A 15,790-nucleotide genomic window follows, 5' to 3' on the forward strand; every position below is an offset into this window, starting at 1 on the left:
CCGGCTCCCGCACGGCGGCGGCGGTGGCGGAATCCCGGAGCCGCTCGAGGAGGAGCACGTGAGCACATTCGACACGGTCGTGATCGGCGCAGGCATGTCGGGGCTCACGAGCGCCCGGATGCTCGCCGACGCCGGTCAGCGCGTCGTGGTCCTCGAGGGGCGCGACCGCATCGGAGGCCGCATGCACACCGACCGCAGCGCCGGATTCCCGGTCGATCTCGGCGCCTCATGGATCCACGGCATCGAGAACTCCCCGCTGTGGGACCTCGTGCATGCGCTGCGCATCCCGGCGATCGAGTACACGGTGGGCAGCTTCCAGGTGGGAGGTCGCCCGATCGAGAACTACGACGGCCGGGGCCGCCGTCTGGACGAAGCCGCCACCGCGCAGTGGGTCAGCGACGTCGACCTGGCCGACCGCCTGCTCGTGGAGGAGATCGCCGCATCCTCCTCCGGCGACACGTACCTGGACGTCACGGAGCGCGCTCTGGACAGGTCGGGGCTCTCCCCTGATCGCATCGACGACATCCGCGAGTTCTTCCGCCATCGCGTCGAGGAGCAGTGCGGCGCCTGGATCGGCGATCTCGATGCCCATGGCCTCGACGAGGATGCGATCGAGGGCGACGAGGTCATCTTCCCCCGCGGTTACGACGAGCTCCCCCGCCGCATCGCAGACGGCCTCGATGTGCGCCTGGAGACGGTCGTGACCCGCGTGAGCCGTTCCGCAGCGGGCGTCGTCGTGCGCGCCGGTGATACCGAGTACCGCGCGGACCGCGTCATCGTCACCGTGCCGCTCGGGGTCCTCAAGGCGGGAACGATCTCGTTCGATCCCGAGCTCCCCGAAGCGGTCTCCGGCCCTATCTCCCGCCTCGGGATGGGCGTGTTCAACAAGGTGTTCGTCCAGTTCCCCGAGCGCTTCTGGGACGAGGAGACGTACGTGATCCGCGCACTCGGCGACGCCGGCGAGCACTGGCACTCCTGGTACGACGTGTCGGCAGTGAGCGGGATCCCCACGCTCCTCACCTTCGCCGCCGGCCCTTTCGGTCGTCGGATGCAGGACCTCGCTGATGCCGAGATCGTCGCCGACGCGGTCAGCGCTCTCCACGTCCTCTACGGAGACGCCGTCGGTGAACCGCTCGCGCACTGGGTCACGCGTTGGGGCGAGGACGAGTTCTCGAACGGCTCGTACTCCCACCTCGCCCTGGGATCGACGCACCACGATCACGATGCTCTGGCGGGCCCCGTCGACGGGGTGCTGCACTTCGCCGGCGAAGCCACCTGGGGCGATGAGCCGGCCACGGTCGGGGCGGCGTTCTACTCCGGCCACCGCGCTGCGGAGCGCATCCTCGATCGCCCGGTCGATCTCGCCGACTTCGCCGCCCGCATCACCGCGCGGGAGCAGACGGTAGGGCGTTGATCGCGCCGATCAGTCGGAACAGATTGCCCACCTGCCGCTGATCCAGGTGCAGGATCAGGCGCGGGAGGTCGAGGTTGTCGGCGTCGGCGACCTCCGGCTGACGCGGGCCCGTCCGCTCGATCCTCCCCGATGACAGCATCGAGCCGAACTCCTCGTTGAGCCGATCGATCTCCTCGTCCGTCGGCTCCGCCTTGAGCCGCAGCACCAGCGCATCGCCCACCCAGCGCAATGAGTCGTAGTTGTGCCAGAAGCCCGTGATCTCCGCCCTGGCCGCATCGACCGAATCCGTGATCACGACGCGATCGAAGTCGCCCTCCGAGATGACCCCGGTCGGGGCGAGATGGTCGTCGATGAAGCTGCGAAGCCCCTGCCAGAAGGTGCCACCCGGCTCGTCGAGCAGAACGATCGGCGTCGGTTCCGCCTTGCCGGTCTGCTGCAGGGTGAGCAGCTCGAACATCTCGTCGAGGGTGCCGAACCCACCCGGCAGGCAGATGAACCCGAGCGATTCCTTGATGAGCATGAGCTTGCGGGTGAAGAAGTACTTCATCGCGACCACGTGGTCCTGGCCGGCCACGAAGCCGTTGGGCTTCTCCTCGAACGGGAGCCTGATCGAGACGCCCAGCGAGAGGGCAGGACCCGCTCCCTCGGAAGCCGCCTGCATGATGCCGGGCCCCGCCCCCGTGACGACCATCCATCCATCCCCCGCGAGGGCCGAGGCGACGTCGCGCGCCGTCAGATACAGCGGATCGTCCTGCCTGGTTCGCGCCGAGCCGAAGACCGTGACCTTGGGGACGCCGCGGAACGGAGCGAAGAGATGGAACGCATCACGCATCTCGGCGAGCGCTGCCGAGGCGATCTTCAGATCGAGGCGGTCGGCGCCGTCCTCCCCCAGAAGGATCGCGGTGCGCAGCATCCGCATCACGAGCCTGCGGTCGGTGTGCACTCCCGCATCGTCGAGGACGGCGTTGATCTCGGCGCTGAGCGCTTCAGGGAGGGGTTCGTCGATCATGCCTCCAGGGTGTCATGCCCCGGGGCGACCGTGGCCTCCTGCCACGCCGTCGCTCAGACTCCGCGGGACTCGTCGACGGCCGCCCGGATCTCGTCGTGCGGGAGCGCGACGCTCCTGTGCCCGTCGCGTCCTGTCATGTCCTGCGCTGCGACGAGTGCGTTCCACACCGCCTCGTCGACGGCCTGCACCGCTGCCGTCAGGAAGGGATCGATCCGCCCCCACGGGATCAGGCGCATGGTCTCGTAGACCTCGTCGCTCCCCTCCGGGAACTGCGACGTGAGCGCACCCTCGTTCGCGGTGGAGAACGCGAGGACGATGTCGCCCGAGAAGTGACTGCCCGCGGTGCCGCTGCGGCCGAGACCCAGGGCTCCCCGACGAGCCAGTGCCGCGCACTGACCGGGAAGGAAGGGGGCGTCAGTGGCGATGACCACGATCGCGGATCCGGCTCCTCCCGGGGCATGTTGGCGCCGCTCCCGAGCGAACCAGTCGTCGTCGCCCATCGGGTTCGGCGCCGACGATCGTGCGCCCAGGTCGATGCTGCCGAGCCGAAGCTCGTCGCGCGCACCGAAGTTCGCCTGGATGAGGACTCCGACGGTGTACTCGGCACCGCCGTACGCCACCGTCCTGGATGCCGTGCCGGTGCCTCCCTTGAAGCCGTAGCAGTTCATCCCCGTCCCTCCGCCGACGTTCCCCTCCGCCGGTGCGGCGGTGCTGGCCGCCTCCAGGGCCGACCACGCGTCCGCCGGCGTGACGTGACCGCCGTTGATGTCGTTGAGGTATCCGTCCCAGGTCTCCCCGACGACAGGCAGCATCCACTGGGCGGCGACGTGCGGGGCGACCTGCGCCACCCAGGAGTCGATACCGCTGTGCACGGCTCCGACCGCATGCGAGCTGGTGATCCCGATCGGCATGGACAGCGATCCGGACTCGTCGATCCATGCGCGGCCGGTGAGCTCGCCGTTCCCGTTGAAGGCGTGGACGGCCGCAGCACAGGGCACGCCCACCCCCTCGCGGCCCCGGGGCAGGACGGCGGTGACCCCGGTGCGGACGGCGTGCGCTCCCTCCCCCGCGATCATTGTGCGATATCCGACGGCCACACCGGGGACGTCGGTGATCGCGCCGTGGGTGCCGCTGCGTCCCGCGAACGGGACTCCCAGATCCCTTGCCCTGATACGCCTGCGTGACGACTCCGACGCCGATGAGGAAACCACCATGTACTCCACTCTGACCTGAACGTATGTTCAGAGAGTATGTCATCCAACGCATTTTTTGCTTGACTTAACCCGGCTTTGCCTTTTGAATCACTGTTCAAGATCTCGTACCGTCCGATACGCACCCTCCCGACAGCAGATTCCGGAGCCGCAGATGTCTCAGCCGAATCCCTCCGTCCCCACGACCACGACCACGACGCTCGCCCAGCGGCGCCTCGGAGTCTGGGCGATCGTCTTCTTCGTGGTCTCCGCCGCAGCTCCCCTCACGGTCGTCGCCAGCGCTGCAGCCACGGACTTCCGTCTCGCCGGCATCGGCGGCCCGGGCGCGATGCTCGCCAGCGGTGTCGTGCTGATGCTGTTCGCCTTCGGTTTCACCGCCATGTCGAGGTATGTGCGCAACACCGGCGCCTTCTACGTCTACGGCGCTCGAGGACTCGGCAAACCCGTCGGCATCGGCATCGTGTTCGTGACGATCTTCTCCTACACCGCCCTGTGCATCTGCTTCTACGGCTTCGTCGGGTTCTTCGGGGAGATGACGTTCTCCGCGCTCTTCGGCATCGATCTGCCCTGGACCGTCTACGCGCTGCTGGCGCTCGTCATCGTCGGGGTGCTCGGCTACCGCAAGATCGATGTCGGTGCCAAGGTTCTGGGCGTCCTGCTCACGGCCGAGGTCGCCATCCTGCTCGTCCTCGCAATCGCCGTGCTCGCCTCGGGCGGCCCCGAGCCGATCTCGTTCGCCTCCTTCGCCCCCGAGAACGTCTTCTTCGCCGCCGGGAGCGGCGCGCTCTTCGTCTTCGGGTTCGGTGCCTACCTCGGCTTCGAGAGCACGGCGATCTACGCCGAGGAGGCGCGGGATCCGGCACGCACCGTGCCGATCGCGACATACATCTCGATCGCGTTCCTCGGCGTCTTCTACGCCTTCACGTTCTGGATCCTCACGGTCGCCTTCGGCATCGAGGGCGTGCTGCGCCTCGCCCTGCAGGAAGACTTCCAGGACATGGTCTTCCACGCCGGCGACGCGTACCTGGGCGCCTGGGCGTCCGTGACGATGCGGGTGCTGATCGTCACGAGCTTCTTCGCCTGCCTCCTCGCGTTCCACAACGCCAGCTCCCGGTACCTCTTCTCGCTCGGACGGGAGCGTCTGCTGCCGTCGTGGCTCGCGCAGACCCAGCCGACGACGCAGGCACCTCACCACGCAAGCCTCGTGATCTCGATCGTGTCGCTCGTGGCCATCGCGGTGACGATCATCAGCGGAGCGGATCCCTTCCTCGGCTTCGCGCTCCCTGTGTACTCGATCGGCGTGGCCGGGTTGGTCTTCGCCCAGGCCGTGGCCGCCATCGCCGTGGTCGGCTTCTTCCTGAGAGGGCGGCGAGGCCACAGCATCTGGCGGGTACTGGTCGCACCGGCGCTCGGGGCGCTCGGTCTGATCGTCGGATTCGTCCTCATCGCGACCAACTTCGATCTCGTCACCGGTCTCCAGGGGCCCGTCAACCTCGCGCTCCTCGCCCCCACCCCCGCCCTGTTCGTGGCCGGCATCGTCGTCGGGATCGTCCTGAAGCGACGTCGTCCCCGCCACTATGCTGAACTCACCACGCTCGTTCCCGACGACGAGTAGCGCCAGGCGCGAGGAGGATACGTGGCCGAGCAGCGCAAGCACGCCACCCGACGGGCGGAGCTCATCTCCGCGACCAGGCGCGTCGCCGGGCGCAGCGGTCTCCTCGGCACGAACGTGCGCGCGGTCGCCGCGGAGGCCTCGGTCAGCGCGGGGAGCGTGCTGTACTACTTCTCCACCTTCGACGAGCTGATGTATGCGACCGTCGAGGGTGTCCTGGAGGAGATGTACGAGAGACGACGCGCACTCGCCGAGAACGAGCCCGACCCGGCGAAGCGTCTGGTCGCTCTCGTCACGGCCGGGATCCCGGACGAGATCAGCGACCATCTGCGCATGGCGTACGAGAGCATCCCCCTGCTGCGGGAGCAGCCTCAGTACCGTCCCCTGCACCGCTCCATCGTCGAACGGCAGGTCGCGCTCTACAGATCGACGATCGAGATCGGCACGGCGCTCGGCACCTTCCGCCCCACCGCCGACCTCACCGTGATCGCACGGAACATCGTCGCTCTCGAGGACGCGTACGACCTCTACCCGCTGATCGGCGTCGAGCTGGGAGCGCAGACGTACCGGTCGAACATCCTCTCCTACGCCCGCACTGCCCTCGACTGCGACTTCGGCGCCTGAGCCCCGCCGTCCACTCGTCTGCCTTCGGCGATGTCGAGCACGGCGGCTGCTCCCTGTCAATGCCCGTGTGCCCGCACGCTCCGCACGGCACGCTGACGTCATGACGGAGATCACAGGACCCGAAGCCCTCGCCCGCATCGCCGAACTCGTGGAGGACATCGACATCACGATGCTCACCACGACCGACGACGACGGCAACCTCGTGAGTCGGCCGATGTCGACCAGGCAGATGGACGACGCGGGCGACATCTGGTTCTTCACCGCTGAGGACACCGAGAAGGTCCACGAGGCCCGAAAGCACCACGACGTGGGCCTCGCCTACTGCGATGCCAAGGGCATGCGATACGTGTCGGTCGCCGGCACCGCAGAAGTGGTGCACGACCGCGCCAAGATGGAGGAGCTCTACTCCGCGTCCCTGGAGATCTGGTTCGCGGACGGCCTCGACACCCCGGGCATCGCCCTCCTCAAGGTCACGCCGAAGGTCACCGAGTTCTGGGAGCCGTCGAAAGGCAGGCTCGCGCTCGCGGCGGGTGCGCTGAAGTCGCTCGTGACCCGGGACACCCCGGACGACGACACCATGAACCACGGCCGCATCGTCTGCTGACGATGCGGCCGTGAAGGCTCACTGTGGGGTCAGAGCGCGGCGGAGAGTCGCGGCACGACCTCGTCGACGGAGACGGCCTCGCGCTCCCCGGTGGCGCGGTCCCACAGCTCGACCTGGCCCTCCGCGGCCCCGCGGCCGACGATGACGATCTTCGGCACACCGACGAGCTCGGCGTCTCCGAACTTCACTCCGGGCGAGACCTTCGGCCGGTCGTCGTAGAGCACGTCGAGCCCCGCGGCTTCGAGCTGAGCGGAGATCCCCTCCGCGACCTCGAACGCGACCTGGTCGCGGCCCGCGGCGACGACCTGCACGTCGAACGGCGCGACGGACGCCGGCCAGATGAGGCCCTTGTCGTCGTTGTTGAGCTCGGCGATGATCGCGAGGATACGGGTCACGCCGATGCCGTACGAGCCCATCGTGACGGTGACGAGCTTGCCGTTCTCGTTCAGCACCTTGAGGCCCAATGCCTCGGCGTACTTGCGTCCGAGCTGGAAGACGTGCCCGATCTCCATGCCGCGAGCGAGCTCGACCGGACCGGAGCCGTCGGGGGCGGGATCGCCTGCACGCACGTTCGCGATCTCCACGATGCCGTCGGCGGCGAAGTCGCGGCCGGCCACCACGGAGTGCGCGTGCTTCTCGTCGATGTTCGCGCCGGTGATCCAGCTCGTGCCCTCGCTCACGCGCGGATCGACGAGGTAACGGATGCCGGTGGCCGACTCCTCGCCGAGCACTGCTCCCGTCGGCGACCACGGACCGATGTAGCCCTTGACCAGCAGCGGGTTGTTCTCGAAGTCGTCCGCGGTGGCCGTCTCGACCTCGGCGGGCGCGAAGGCCACCTCGGCGCGCTTCTCATCGACCTCGCGGTCACCGGGGATGCCGACGATGACCAGTTCGCGGGTGCCATCGAGGTGCGTGAGGGCGAGGACGACGTTCTTGAGCGTGTCCGCAGCGGTGTACTCGCCGTCGAGTTCGCGGTTGGCGTGAGCCACCAGCGTGTCGATGGTCGGCGTGTCCGGGGAGTCGAAGATGACCGGGGACGCCTCGGCGTCGTAAGCGATGGCCTCTGGCACCGCCGTGGTGAAGGCCTCGACGTTCGCCGCGTACCCGCCCGCGCTCCGCACGAACGTGTCCTCCCCGACAGGCGTGGGGTGCAGGAACTCCTCGCTCCGGGAGCCGCCCATCGCGCCGGCGTCGGCCTGGACGATGACGTACTCGAGTCCGAGGCGCTGGAAGATGCGCTCGTACGCGTCGCGCTGCGCCTGGTAGCTGACGTCCAGGCCCTCGTCTGACGAGTCGAACGAGTACGCGTCCTTCATCGTGAACTCGCGTCCGCGGAGCAGACCCGCCCGCGGGCGTGCCTCATCGCGGTACTTGTCCTGGATCTGGAAGATCGTGAGGGGCAGGTCCTTGTACGAGGAGTAGAGGTCCTTCACGAGCAGCGTGAACGCCTCCTCGTGCGTGGGCGCGAGCAGGTAGTCGCCGCCCTTGCGGTCCTGCAGACGGAAGAGCAGGTCGCCGTACTCGTCCCAGCGCCCGGTGGCCTCGTAGGCCTCACGCGGCATGAGAGCGGGGAAATGCACCTCCTGCGCGCCGGCGGCGGCCATCTCCTCCCGGACGACGGTCTCGATCTTCGACTTGACGCGCAGCCCCAGTGGCAGCCACGCGAAGATGCCGGCGGCCTGCGGGCGGATGTATCCCGCCCGGATCAGCAGCCGATGGCTGGCGACCTCTGCGCCTGCAGGGTCTTCACGGAGCGTGCGGAGGAAGAAGTTCGAAAGACGAGTGACCACGGAGCAAGTCTAGTGAGCCGTGGTCACCCGTCTTCGACCGCGTCAGTTGAGAGCGGGGAGGTTCGCCGGGACGACGCCACCCGCGTAGAGGTCGGCCGCCAGCTCCTGCAGGGCCGTCAGAGCCACCCGCTGCGGAAGCGGGCCGTACGAGATGCGTGCGACGCCGAGCTTCTCGTACTCGGACGCGGCGAGGGCGCCGGGGATCCCGATGACGCTCACCTTGCGCTCGCCGATGCCCTCGACGAGCTGGCGGGTCACGTTCATGTCGAGGATGCCGGGGACGAAGACCGCCGTCGCGCCGGCATCGAGGTAGGCGCGACCACGCTGGATCGCATCGGCGATGCTCTCCTGCACGGAGCGACCACCGGCGCGGACGAATGCATCGGTGCGGGCGTTGAGAGCGAAGGAGACGCCCTCCGACTGTGCGGCCTTCACGATCGCCTCCACCGCTGCGACGGACTCGTCGAGCGGCTTGAGGCGATCCTCGACGTTCGCACCGACGACGCCGACTCCGATCGCGAGGCGGGTGGTCTCTCCCGCATCCCCGTACCCGTCGTCGAGGTCTGCCGTGACGGGCACCGGGACGGCGGCCGCGATGCGACCCACCATGTCGATCATGATGTCGCGAGGCGTCGAGCCGTCCTCGTAGCCGAACGATGCGGCGATCCCGTGTCCGGCCGTCGCGATCGCCTTCGTCTCGGGAAGAGCGGCGACCGCTCGTGCGGAGACGACGTCCCACACGTTGACGACACGGAGGATCTCCGGTGCGTCGTAGAGTCCGACGAGGGTCTGGGCTTTGGCTGCAGTGATCATGACTCCACGCTAACGCGGGATGGCTTCGGCAGGGCCGGTTCACCCGCACCCGCGCCTAGGCTGGAACCATGCCTCAGCGCCGATCGCACGTCGCCCCGTCCGCCGCGCAGACCGATTTGGCATCGGCGCTCGCTGCTCTGCGCGAGTCGATGGATGCGCCCCTCGACTTCCCCGACGACGTCATCGCCGAGGCGGAGGCCGCGACCACCGTGGTCCCGGAGCTCGATCTTCGCGAGATCCCCTTCGCCACGCTCGATCCGGAGGGCTCCCGAGACCTCGACCAGGCCTTCCATCTCGAGCGCGCCGGAACGGGGTACACCGTCCGGTATGCGATCGCCGACGTCCCGGGGTTCGTCGTCCCCGGTGGAGCCGTGGACGTCGAGGCGCGCCGGCGAGGACAGACCCTGTACGCCGCCGACGGCACGATCCCGCTCCACCCGCGCGTGTTGAGCGAGGATCGCGCCTCGCTGCTCCCCGACGTCGACCGTCCGGCGCTCGTCTGGACCTTCGAGCTCGACCCCGCGGGCATCGTCTCGGACTTCCGTCTGCAACGCGCCCTGATCCGCTCGCGCGCGCAGCTCGACTACGGGACCACCCAGGATGCGCTCGACCGCGGAGAGGACGGGCCCGCCGCGCTGCTGCCCGAGATCGGTGCTCTGCGGCTCGAGCAGGAGCGACTGCGCGGCGGGGCGAGCCTGAACCTGCCGGACGAGGAGGTGGTGCGCGGAGACGACGGCACCTACGCGATCGAACGTCGACGCCCGCTTCCCGTCGAGGAATGGAACGCCCAGCTCTCGCTCATGACGGGGATGGCCGCTGCCACGCTGATGCTCGACGCCGGAGTGGGCATCCTGCGGACGATGCCGGAACCGGATGGAGCGGCCTTCGACACGTTCCGACACCAGACCGAAGCTCTCGGCCGCCCGTGGACCTCCGGCGCGTACGGGGACTATCTCCGGGCCCTGGACCGTACCGACCCGTTGACCCTCCCGGTGCTGGAAGCCGCGTCGTCGCTCTTCCGTGGCGCCGGGTATCTGGTGTTCGACGGCCAGGCGCCGGACGATGCCGTGCAGGCGGCGATCGGCGCCCCTTACGCGCACGCGACCGCTCCCCTGCGCCGCCTGGTCGATCGCTGGGTCCTCGCGATCTGCCTCGCGGTGTCGAACGGCGAGCCGATACCCGCGTGGATCCGCTCCTCGCTCGCACAGCTTCCCGCGCTGATGCAGGAGTCGGGACAACGGGCGTCGCGGCTGAACGCGGCCACCGTCAACAGCGTGGAAGCCGCGCTCCTCACGCCTCTGATCGGCTCGACGGTCGATGCCACCGTGATCGAGCTCCGCGGAGAGCGCGCAGCCGTCCAACTCACCGAGCCGGTGGTCACGGCGACCGCGCCGATTCCCTCAGAGGCACGACCGGGCGACGTCGTCCGGCTTCGCATCATCAGTGCCGATATCGGCACGGGAGAGGTCGAGTTCGCTCTCTGACTCGGTGACAGCAGCGTCCGACGCGGGAGCGCCGTCCGCTGACGTCAGCGCGCGGGAGCCGCCACGGTCGTCATGACCAGCAGCTGAGGATCGCTCAGGTCCAGGCTCACGACGATGGAGGCGAACTCCGAGAGCGACTCCGCGTGCGTGCCCCCGCAGAGGATCACGGCCTCTCCTTCCGGGAGATCGCAGTGCCAGCGCCGCCGATCGACGATCGTGGGCCCTTCCGTCACGATGCTGCTCACAGCACCTGAGGCGACCCATGCCGCGAGCTGCTCATTGATCCGTCGCTCGCGCTCGGACAGGGTCGTGGCGAAGGTCTCGGTATCGAAGCCGGCCCGGCGCAGGCTCTTCCCGAGCCGGTACTCGTCGACAGCGCCATCTTCGTGGATGCGGCTGGACTGGTTGGCGCGACCCTCGAAGTCGGGGTTGCCGAGAGCGTCCTCCCCCGGTTCCTTGCGCCAGAGATCGGCGAGGGCCAGATCGAGCGCCAGCGAGGCGACATGGCATGCGGTGTGCCCGCGGCTGAGTCCGGCACGACGAGCGGCGTCGACGGTCAGGTCGGCTCGAGCGCCCTCCGTGAAGGATGCCGGGGCGGCCCCCTCGATCAGGTGTCCGACGAGCCAGGTCCAGCCCTCAGCACCGCGCTTGACGGGGATCGCGCTTCCCACCGCGAACTCCCCCTCGTCCGAGATCGCGGCCATGACGGCTTCGACCACTCGGACGGTGTCGTCGCCGACGGCGATGCTCCCTGTGTCACCCGGCTGGTCGGGCCAGGTGTGGTCGACCGGGTGGAAGGGCGTCTCGTCGACCACGACGATCGTGCCCTCGGGCGTCTGCTCCACGCGGGCGATGACCCCGTCTCCGGTCACGGTCCCTGTCGGGAAGGTCACGATGGTGGTCGTCGACATGGTTCTCCTCGCATACGACGTCGGGGTCTCGAGATGGCGGCGCGTTCGACGCCCGCGGACCTCGGTCAGATCGGTCAGTGGGACGGCGGAATGGTGAAGCTGGCGAGCTTGTCGCCGTCGACCACGAAGATGCCGTCGGATTCGCCGTTGAAGACCCGACTCGCCCAGCCGAAGCGGATGCGCGTGGTGTCTCCCTCGGTCGTGGCCGAGAGCACGGTCATACGCGCGCCGGCGCCGATCGCATCGCTGCCCGCCCATGCGCGGACCCCGTCGGAACCGGCCTTGACCGTGCCCCAGTCGCTGACGAACCCGTCGGCCGTGAAAGCGGCGACGAACGCATCCGTGTCCGCGGCGTTGATCGCGTCGATCATCGCCCTGACGGGAACAGGGAGGGCGGAATCCGACATCTCGTGCTCCTCGCCGCTCAGACCGTGACGACCTGGGCGGTGCCGAGCGGCGCCTCTGGGCCCATCTCGGCGGCGATCCGGTTGGCCTCTTCGATGAGAGTGGCGACGATGTCCGCCTCCGGCACGGTCTTGATGACCTCGCCCTTCACGAAGATCTGGCCCTTGCCGTTGCCCGAAGCCACGCCGAGATCGGCCTCACGAGCCTCACCTGGACCGTTGACGACGCAGCCCATCACCGCGACCCGCAGGGGAACGGTCATGTCCTTGAGGCCTTCGGTGACGTTCTCGGCGAGCGTGTACACGTCGACCTGTGCGCGACCGCACGAGGGGCATGAGACGATCTCGAGCTTGCGCTCGCGGAGGTTGAGCGACTGCAGGATCTGGTGGCCGACCTTGACCTCTTCCGCCGGCGGTGCGGAGAGAGATACCCGGATCGTGTCGCCGATCCCCTCGCCGAGGAGGATGCCGAAGGCGGTGGCGCTCTTGATCGTTCCCTGGAAAGCGGGTCCGGCCTCGGTCACTCCGAGGTGCAGCGGCCAGTCGCCCCGCTCCGCCAGCTGACGGTACGCCTTCACCATCACGATGGGGTCGTTGTGCTTGACCGAGATCTTGAAGTCGTGGAAGTCGTGCTCCTCGAACAGCGATGCCTCCCAGACGGCACTCTCCACGAGGGCCTCAGCGGTGGCCTTGCCGTACTTCGCCAGGATCCTGCGGTCCAGCGAGCCGGCGTTAACACCGATTCGCAGGGAGACACCGGCGGCCTTGGCGGCCTCCGCGATCTTCCCGACATTGCCGTCGAACTCGCGGATGTTGCCGGGGTTCACTCGCACCGCACCGCACCCGGCATCGATGGCCGTGTAGATGTAGCGCGGCTGGAAGTGGATGTCAGCGATCACCGGGATCTGGCTCTTCATCGCGATGATCTTCAGCGCATCGGCGTCATCCTGGTGCGGTACCGCGACACGCACGATCTCGCAACCCGACGCGGTGAGCTCGGCGATCTGCTGGAGCGTCCCGTTGATGTCCGTCGTCTTCGTGGTGGTCATCGACTGCACGCTGACGGGAGCGTCGCCGCCCACGAGAACCTTGCCCACCTTGATCTGCCGTGACTTACGGCGCGGGGCGAGGACTTCGGGGATCTTCGGCATTCCGAGGTTCACTGCTGGCACCCCTCAAGACTACGCCGCCAGGATGCATGTGGGCTGGACGGACGCACCTACCCTGGAACCATGGCAGTCATCCTCCTCACCGGCTTCGAACCGTTCGACGGCGCCGAGCGCAATCCGTCGGCGGATGCGGTGAACGCGGTGGCGGTCGACTACGAGGGACCGCACGAGCTCGTCATCGCGACTCTTCCTGTCGCATTCGAGTCATCCGCCCAGCGGCTTCGCGCCCTCATCGCCCGACACGCACCGGACGTCGTCATCTGCACCGGGCTCGCCGGCGGAAGCGCCCACGTCGCGGTGGAGCGCATCGGCGTGAATCTGATGGACGCGCGCATCCCCGACAACGACGGCGCCCAGCCGATCGACGTTCCCAGCGAGGCGGGCGGTCCCGAAGCGCGGTTCTCGACACTTCCCGTCAAGCATCTGGTGCAGGTCATCGACGCGGCGGGCATCCCTGCCCGGTCCTCGCTGTCCGCCGGCAGCTACGTCTGCAATCACGTGTTGTACACCGCGCTGGGGGCCGTGCACCCCGACGCCGTCGCCGGGTTCGTGCATCTTCCCTGGTCGACGGGGACCGCGCCGTCCGGCTCTCCTCATCTGAGCGAGGAGCAGCTGGCTCGCGCCGTGCGCCTGGTCGTCGATCACGCCCTCGATGCCGAGACGAAGGAGCCGGGCGGCAGCATCTGGTGACGTCATGCCGCGCGGGTCATCGCGGCCGATGTGGTAGTTTCGGCCCCATGCTCGCGAACTTCACCTGGTGGCCCGCCTTCTAGGCGGTGTGTTCGCGTTCCCACGAATTCAGACCGCCCCCGGGGCGGTCTTTTCGTTGCGCCGAGCCGGAGCACAGCACAGGAGATACTCATGACCCTCTCGCGACTCGCCGAGCTCCGCGCCGATCCGACCGCGTCCTTCGTCCTCATCGCCCGCGATGGAGCCGACACCGTCGAGCTGCTCAGCGGCGACGTGCGGGATGTCGACCTGCTCGCCGACATCCCCCTCGCCGTCGACGGCACGCCTCGTGAGGTGTTCGCGATGGTCCCTTACCGCCAGGTTCGCGAGCGCGGCTTCGTCGCCCAGGACGACGCCGCACCGCTGCGGTGCGTGGTCGTCGACGAGCACCTGCACCTTCCGACCGCCGAGCTCCTCTCCGCGCTGCCGAGTGAGCCGGTCGCCTTGCACGACGAGGGCTTCGACATCGCCGACGCAGAGTATGCGGCGATCGTCGAGAACGTCATCGCGGACGAGATCGGCCGCGGAGAGGGCGCGAACTTCGTCATCCGCAGGGACTTCACCGCGAATGTCGACGTCGATGACCGGACGGCGGCCCTGACCTGGTTCCGTGCGCTGCTCACACACGAGCGCGGTGCGTACTGGACCTTCGCGGTCTTCACCCCCGGTCACATCGCCGTCGGCGCCAGTCCCGAAGCGCATGTGGTCGCCCAGGGCGGCATCGTCACCATGAACCCGATCTCCGGAACCTTCCGTCACCCGGCGGGTGGGGCGACGAAGGAGACGCTGGTCGACTTCCTCGCCTCCACGAAGGAGACCGAGGAGCTGTTCATGGTCGTGGACGAGGAGCTCAAGATGATGAGCGCCGTCTGCTCCGACGGAGGACGGATCACCGGTCCGCACCTCAAGGAGATGTCGCGGCTCACGCACACGGAATACATGCTCCGCGGACGCAGCACGCTCGACCCCCGCGACATCCTGCGCGAGACCATGTTCGCTCCCACGGTCACCGGCTCGCCCATGCAGAACGCCTGCGCTGTGATCCGCCGTCACGAGCAGAAGCCGCGAGACTACTACTCGGGTGTCGCGGCGCTGTTCTCCCCGAACGCGGACGGCGGCCATGACCTGGACGCCCCCATCCTCATCCGCACCGTGTATCTCCAGGACGGCGCGCTCAGCGTGCCTGTCGGAGCCACGCTGGTCCGACACTCGGACCCCATGGGCGAGGTGTCCGAGACGCACGGCAAGGCCGCGGGTGTGCTCGGTGCCATCGGGGCGATCGACCGCGATCATGTGGCCGAGGCTCGCAGCGATGCGGACGCTCCCGGTGACGCGCACGCCCTCGCCGACGACCCGACCGTTGCCGAGCTGCTGGAATCACGAAACGCGCGCCTGGCCGAGTTCTGGCTCAACCCGCAGGGCGAGGACTTCACCGGTCCGTTCGCCGGACGCTCCGCCGTCGTCGTCGACGCGGAGGACCGCTTCACCACCATGCTCGCGCACCAGCTCCGTCATCTCGGACTCGCCGTGAAGATCGTGCCCTGGAATGACGCACAGGATGCCGACCTGGATGCCGCCGACCTGGTCGTCGCCGGCCCCGGCCCCGGTGACCCGCGGGATGCGCAGAGCGCCCGCATCGCCAGGATGCGCGACGTCGTCACCCGTCGCCTCGACTCCGGCATGCCGCTGCTCGCCGTGTGCTTGAGCCACCAGATCCTCGCCGACCGCCTCGGCATCGCCCTGACTCCTCTCGACGCACCGCACCAGGGGCTGCAGAAGTCGGTCCCGGTGTTCGGCGAAGACGCATCGATCGGCTTCTACAACACCTTCACCGCGCGTGTCGCCCCGGGCACGAGCGCGGTCGGCGACGCCGAAGTGTCCGCAGACGCGGATTCGGGCGATGTCTACGCGCTCCGAGGAGACCGTTTCGCCTCCGTGCAGGGGCATCTCGAGTCGATCCTCTCGCGAGACGGCATCCGGACGCTCGAACGCCTCGTGACCCACGCCCTCGCCTGA

At 68.5% G+C, this 15,790-nt stretch carries 14 protein-coding genes; 7 read left to right on the top strand and 7 right to left on the bottom strand.

Annotated elements, in window-relative coordinates; genetic code table 11:
* Positions 1–58 precede the first annotated feature (58 nt).
* Positions 59–1,414: an FAD-dependent oxidoreductase gene (locus FFS56_RS01290; RefSeq protein ID WP_052748739.1), complete on the top strand. Its 1,356-nt coding sequence runs from the start codon at positions 59–61 to the stop codon at positions 1,412–1,414.
* On the opposite strand, the gene FFS56_RS01295 is transcribed toward FFS56_RS01290, so the two are convergent.
* Positions 1,383–2,423: a TIGR00730 family Rossman fold protein gene (locus FFS56_RS01295; RefSeq protein WP_127012296.1), complete on the bottom strand. Its 1,041-nt coding sequence runs from the start codon at positions 2,421–2,423 to the stop codon at positions 1,383–1,385. The genes FFS56_RS01290 and FFS56_RS01295 overlap by 32 nt on opposite strands.
* 53 nt (positions 2,424–2,476) lie before the next feature.
* Positions 2,477–3,637: a P1 family peptidase gene (locus FFS56_RS01300; protein ID WP_127012297.1), complete on the bottom strand. Its 1,161-nt coding sequence runs from the start codon at positions 3,635–3,637 to the stop codon at positions 2,477–2,479.
* A gap of 151 nt (positions 3,638–3,788) precedes the next feature.
* On the opposite strand from FFS56_RS01300, the gene FFS56_RS01305 reads away from it, so the two are divergent.
* From FFS56_RS01305 to FFS56_RS01315, 3 genes are all read left to right on the top strand, one after another.
* A complete protein-coding gene (locus FFS56_RS01305; protein WP_127012298.1) occupies positions 3,789–5,249 on the top strand; it encodes an APC family permease in 1,461 nt (486 codons plus the stop codon).
* Positions 5,250–5,270: 21 nt separating this feature from the next.
* The gene (locus FFS56_RS01310; RefSeq protein ID WP_046748263.1) at positions 5,271–5,870 is read left to right on the top strand and encodes a TetR family transcriptional regulator; all 600 of its coding nucleotides are present in this window, start codon (positions 5,271–5,273) and stop codon (positions 5,868–5,870) included.
* A gap of 100 nt (positions 5,871–5,970) precedes the next feature.
* Positions 5,971–6,474: a pyridoxamine 5'-phosphate oxidase family protein gene (locus FFS56_RS01315; RefSeq protein ID WP_127012299.1), complete on the top strand. Its 504-nt coding sequence runs from the start codon at positions 5,971–5,973 to the stop codon at positions 6,472–6,474.
* 29 nt (positions 6,475–6,503) lie between these two features.
* Here the strand turns inward: FFS56_RS01315 and FFS56_RS01320 are convergent, their stop codons facing one another.
* Both FFS56_RS01320 and FFS56_RS01325 read right to left on the bottom strand, forming a co-directional pair.
* The gene (locus FFS56_RS01320) at positions 6,504–8,264 is read right to left on the bottom strand and encodes a proline--tRNA ligase (RefSeq protein ID WP_058631274.1); all 1,761 of its coding nucleotides are present in this window, start codon (positions 8,262–8,264) and stop codon (positions 6,504–6,506) included.
* Between the two features lie 42 nt (positions 8,265–8,306).
* On the bottom strand, positions 8,307–9,077 hold the full coding sequence (locus tag FFS56_RS01325) for an isocitrate lyase/phosphoenolpyruvate mutase family protein (RefSeq protein ID WP_127012300.1): 771 nt from the start codon (positions 9,075–9,077) through the stop codon (positions 8,307–8,309).
* 68 nt (positions 9,078–9,145) lie between these two features.
* Between FFS56_RS01325 and FFS56_RS01330 the strand changes: the two genes are divergently transcribed.
* A complete protein-coding gene (locus tag FFS56_RS01330; RefSeq protein ID WP_127012301.1) occupies positions 9,146–10,561 on the top strand; it encodes an RNB domain-containing ribonuclease in 1,416 nt (471 codons plus the stop codon).
* Positions 10,562–10,605: 44 nt separating this feature from the next.
* Here the strand turns inward: FFS56_RS01330 and FFS56_RS01335 are convergent, their stop codons facing one another.
* The 3 genes from FFS56_RS01335 to ispG all read right to left on the bottom strand — a co-directional run bounded on the left by FFS56_RS01335 (position 10,606) and on the right by ispG (position 13,027).
* A complete protein-coding gene (locus FFS56_RS01335; RefSeq protein ID WP_127012302.1) occupies positions 10,606–11,472 on the bottom strand; it encodes a hypothetical protein in 867 nt (288 codons plus the stop codon).
* Between the two features lie 74 nt (positions 11,473–11,546).
* Positions 11,547–11,879 carry a nuclear transport factor 2 family protein gene (locus FFS56_RS01340; protein WP_127012303.1) on the bottom strand — a complete coding sequence of 111 codons (333 nt, stop codon included), beginning with the start codon at positions 11,877–11,879 and terminating at the stop codon, positions 11,547–11,549.
* Between the two features lie 17 nt (positions 11,880–11,896).
* A complete protein-coding gene (gene ispG, locus FFS56_RS01345) occupies positions 11,897–13,027 on the bottom strand; it encodes a flavodoxin-dependent (E)-4-hydroxy-3-methylbut-2-enyl-diphosphate synthase (protein WP_045265366.1) in 1,131 nt (376 codons plus the stop codon).
* 81 nt (positions 13,028–13,108) lie between these two features.
* Between ispG and FFS56_RS01350 the strand changes: the two genes are divergently transcribed.
* Entirely contained in the window at positions 13,109–13,735 is a 627-nt protein-coding gene (locus FFS56_RS01350; RefSeq protein WP_127012304.1) for a pyroglutamyl-peptidase I, read from the top strand.
* Positions 13,736–13,906: 171 nt separating this feature from the next.
* Positions 13,907–15,790, top strand: coding sequence for a chorismate-binding protein (locus FFS56_RS01355; RefSeq protein WP_127012305.1), 1,884 nt, complete (start codon positions 13,907–13,909; stop codon positions 15,788–15,790).

The organism is Microbacterium sp. Beta (genome assembly GCF_005502545.1).
Classification (GTDB): domain Bacteria; phylum Actinomycetota; class Actinomycetes; order Actinomycetales; family Microbacteriaceae; genus Microbacterium; species Microbacterium oxydans.

What these genes read in the sequence shown, in the direction of transcription:
- FFS56_RS01305 (WP_127012298.1), top strand. Translation starts at nt 3,789, where the DNA reads ATGTCTCAGCCGAATCCCTCCGTCCCCACGACCACGACCACGACGCTC.
- FFS56_RS01315 (WP_127012299.1), top strand. Translation starts at nt 5,971, where the DNA reads ATGACGGAGATCACAGGACCCGAAGCCCTCGCCCGCATCGCCGAACTC.
- FFS56_RS01330 (WP_127012301.1), top strand. Translation starts at nt 9,146, where the DNA reads ATGCCTCAGCGCCGATCGCACGTCGCCCCGTCCGCCGCGCAGACCGAT.
- FFS56_RS01300 (WP_127012297.1), bottom strand. Translation starts at nt 3,637, where the DNA reads ATGGTGGTTTCCTCATCGGCGTCGGAGTCGTCACGCAGGCGTATCAGG.
- FFS56_RS01350 (WP_127012304.1), top strand. Translation starts at nt 13,109, where the DNA reads ATGGCAGTCATCCTCCTCACCGGCTTCGAACCGTTCGACGGCGCCGAG.
- FFS56_RS01335 (WP_127012302.1), bottom strand. Translation starts at nt 11,472, where the DNA reads ATGTCGACGACCACCATCGTGACCTTCCCGACAGGGACCGTGACCGGA.
- FFS56_RS01325 (WP_127012300.1), bottom strand. Translation starts at nt 9,077, where the DNA reads ATGATCACTGCAGCCAAAGCCCAGACCCTCGTCGGACTCTACGACGCA.
- ispG (WP_045265366.1), bottom strand. Translation starts at nt 13,027, where the DNA reads ATGCCGAAGATCCCCGAAGTCCTCGCCCCGCGCCGTAAGTCACGGCAG.
- FFS56_RS01340 (WP_127012303.1), bottom strand. Translation starts at nt 11,879, where the DNA reads ATGTCGGATTCCGCCCTCCCTGTTCCCGTCAGGGCGATGATCGACGCG.
- FFS56_RS01295 (WP_127012296.1), bottom strand. Translation starts at nt 2,423, where the DNA reads ATGATCGACGAACCCCTCCCTGAAGCGCTCAGCGCCGAGATCAACGCC.
- FFS56_RS01355 (WP_127012305.1), top strand. Translation starts at nt 13,907, where the DNA reads ATGACCCTCTCGCGACTCGCCGAGCTCCGCGCCGATCCGACCGCGTCC.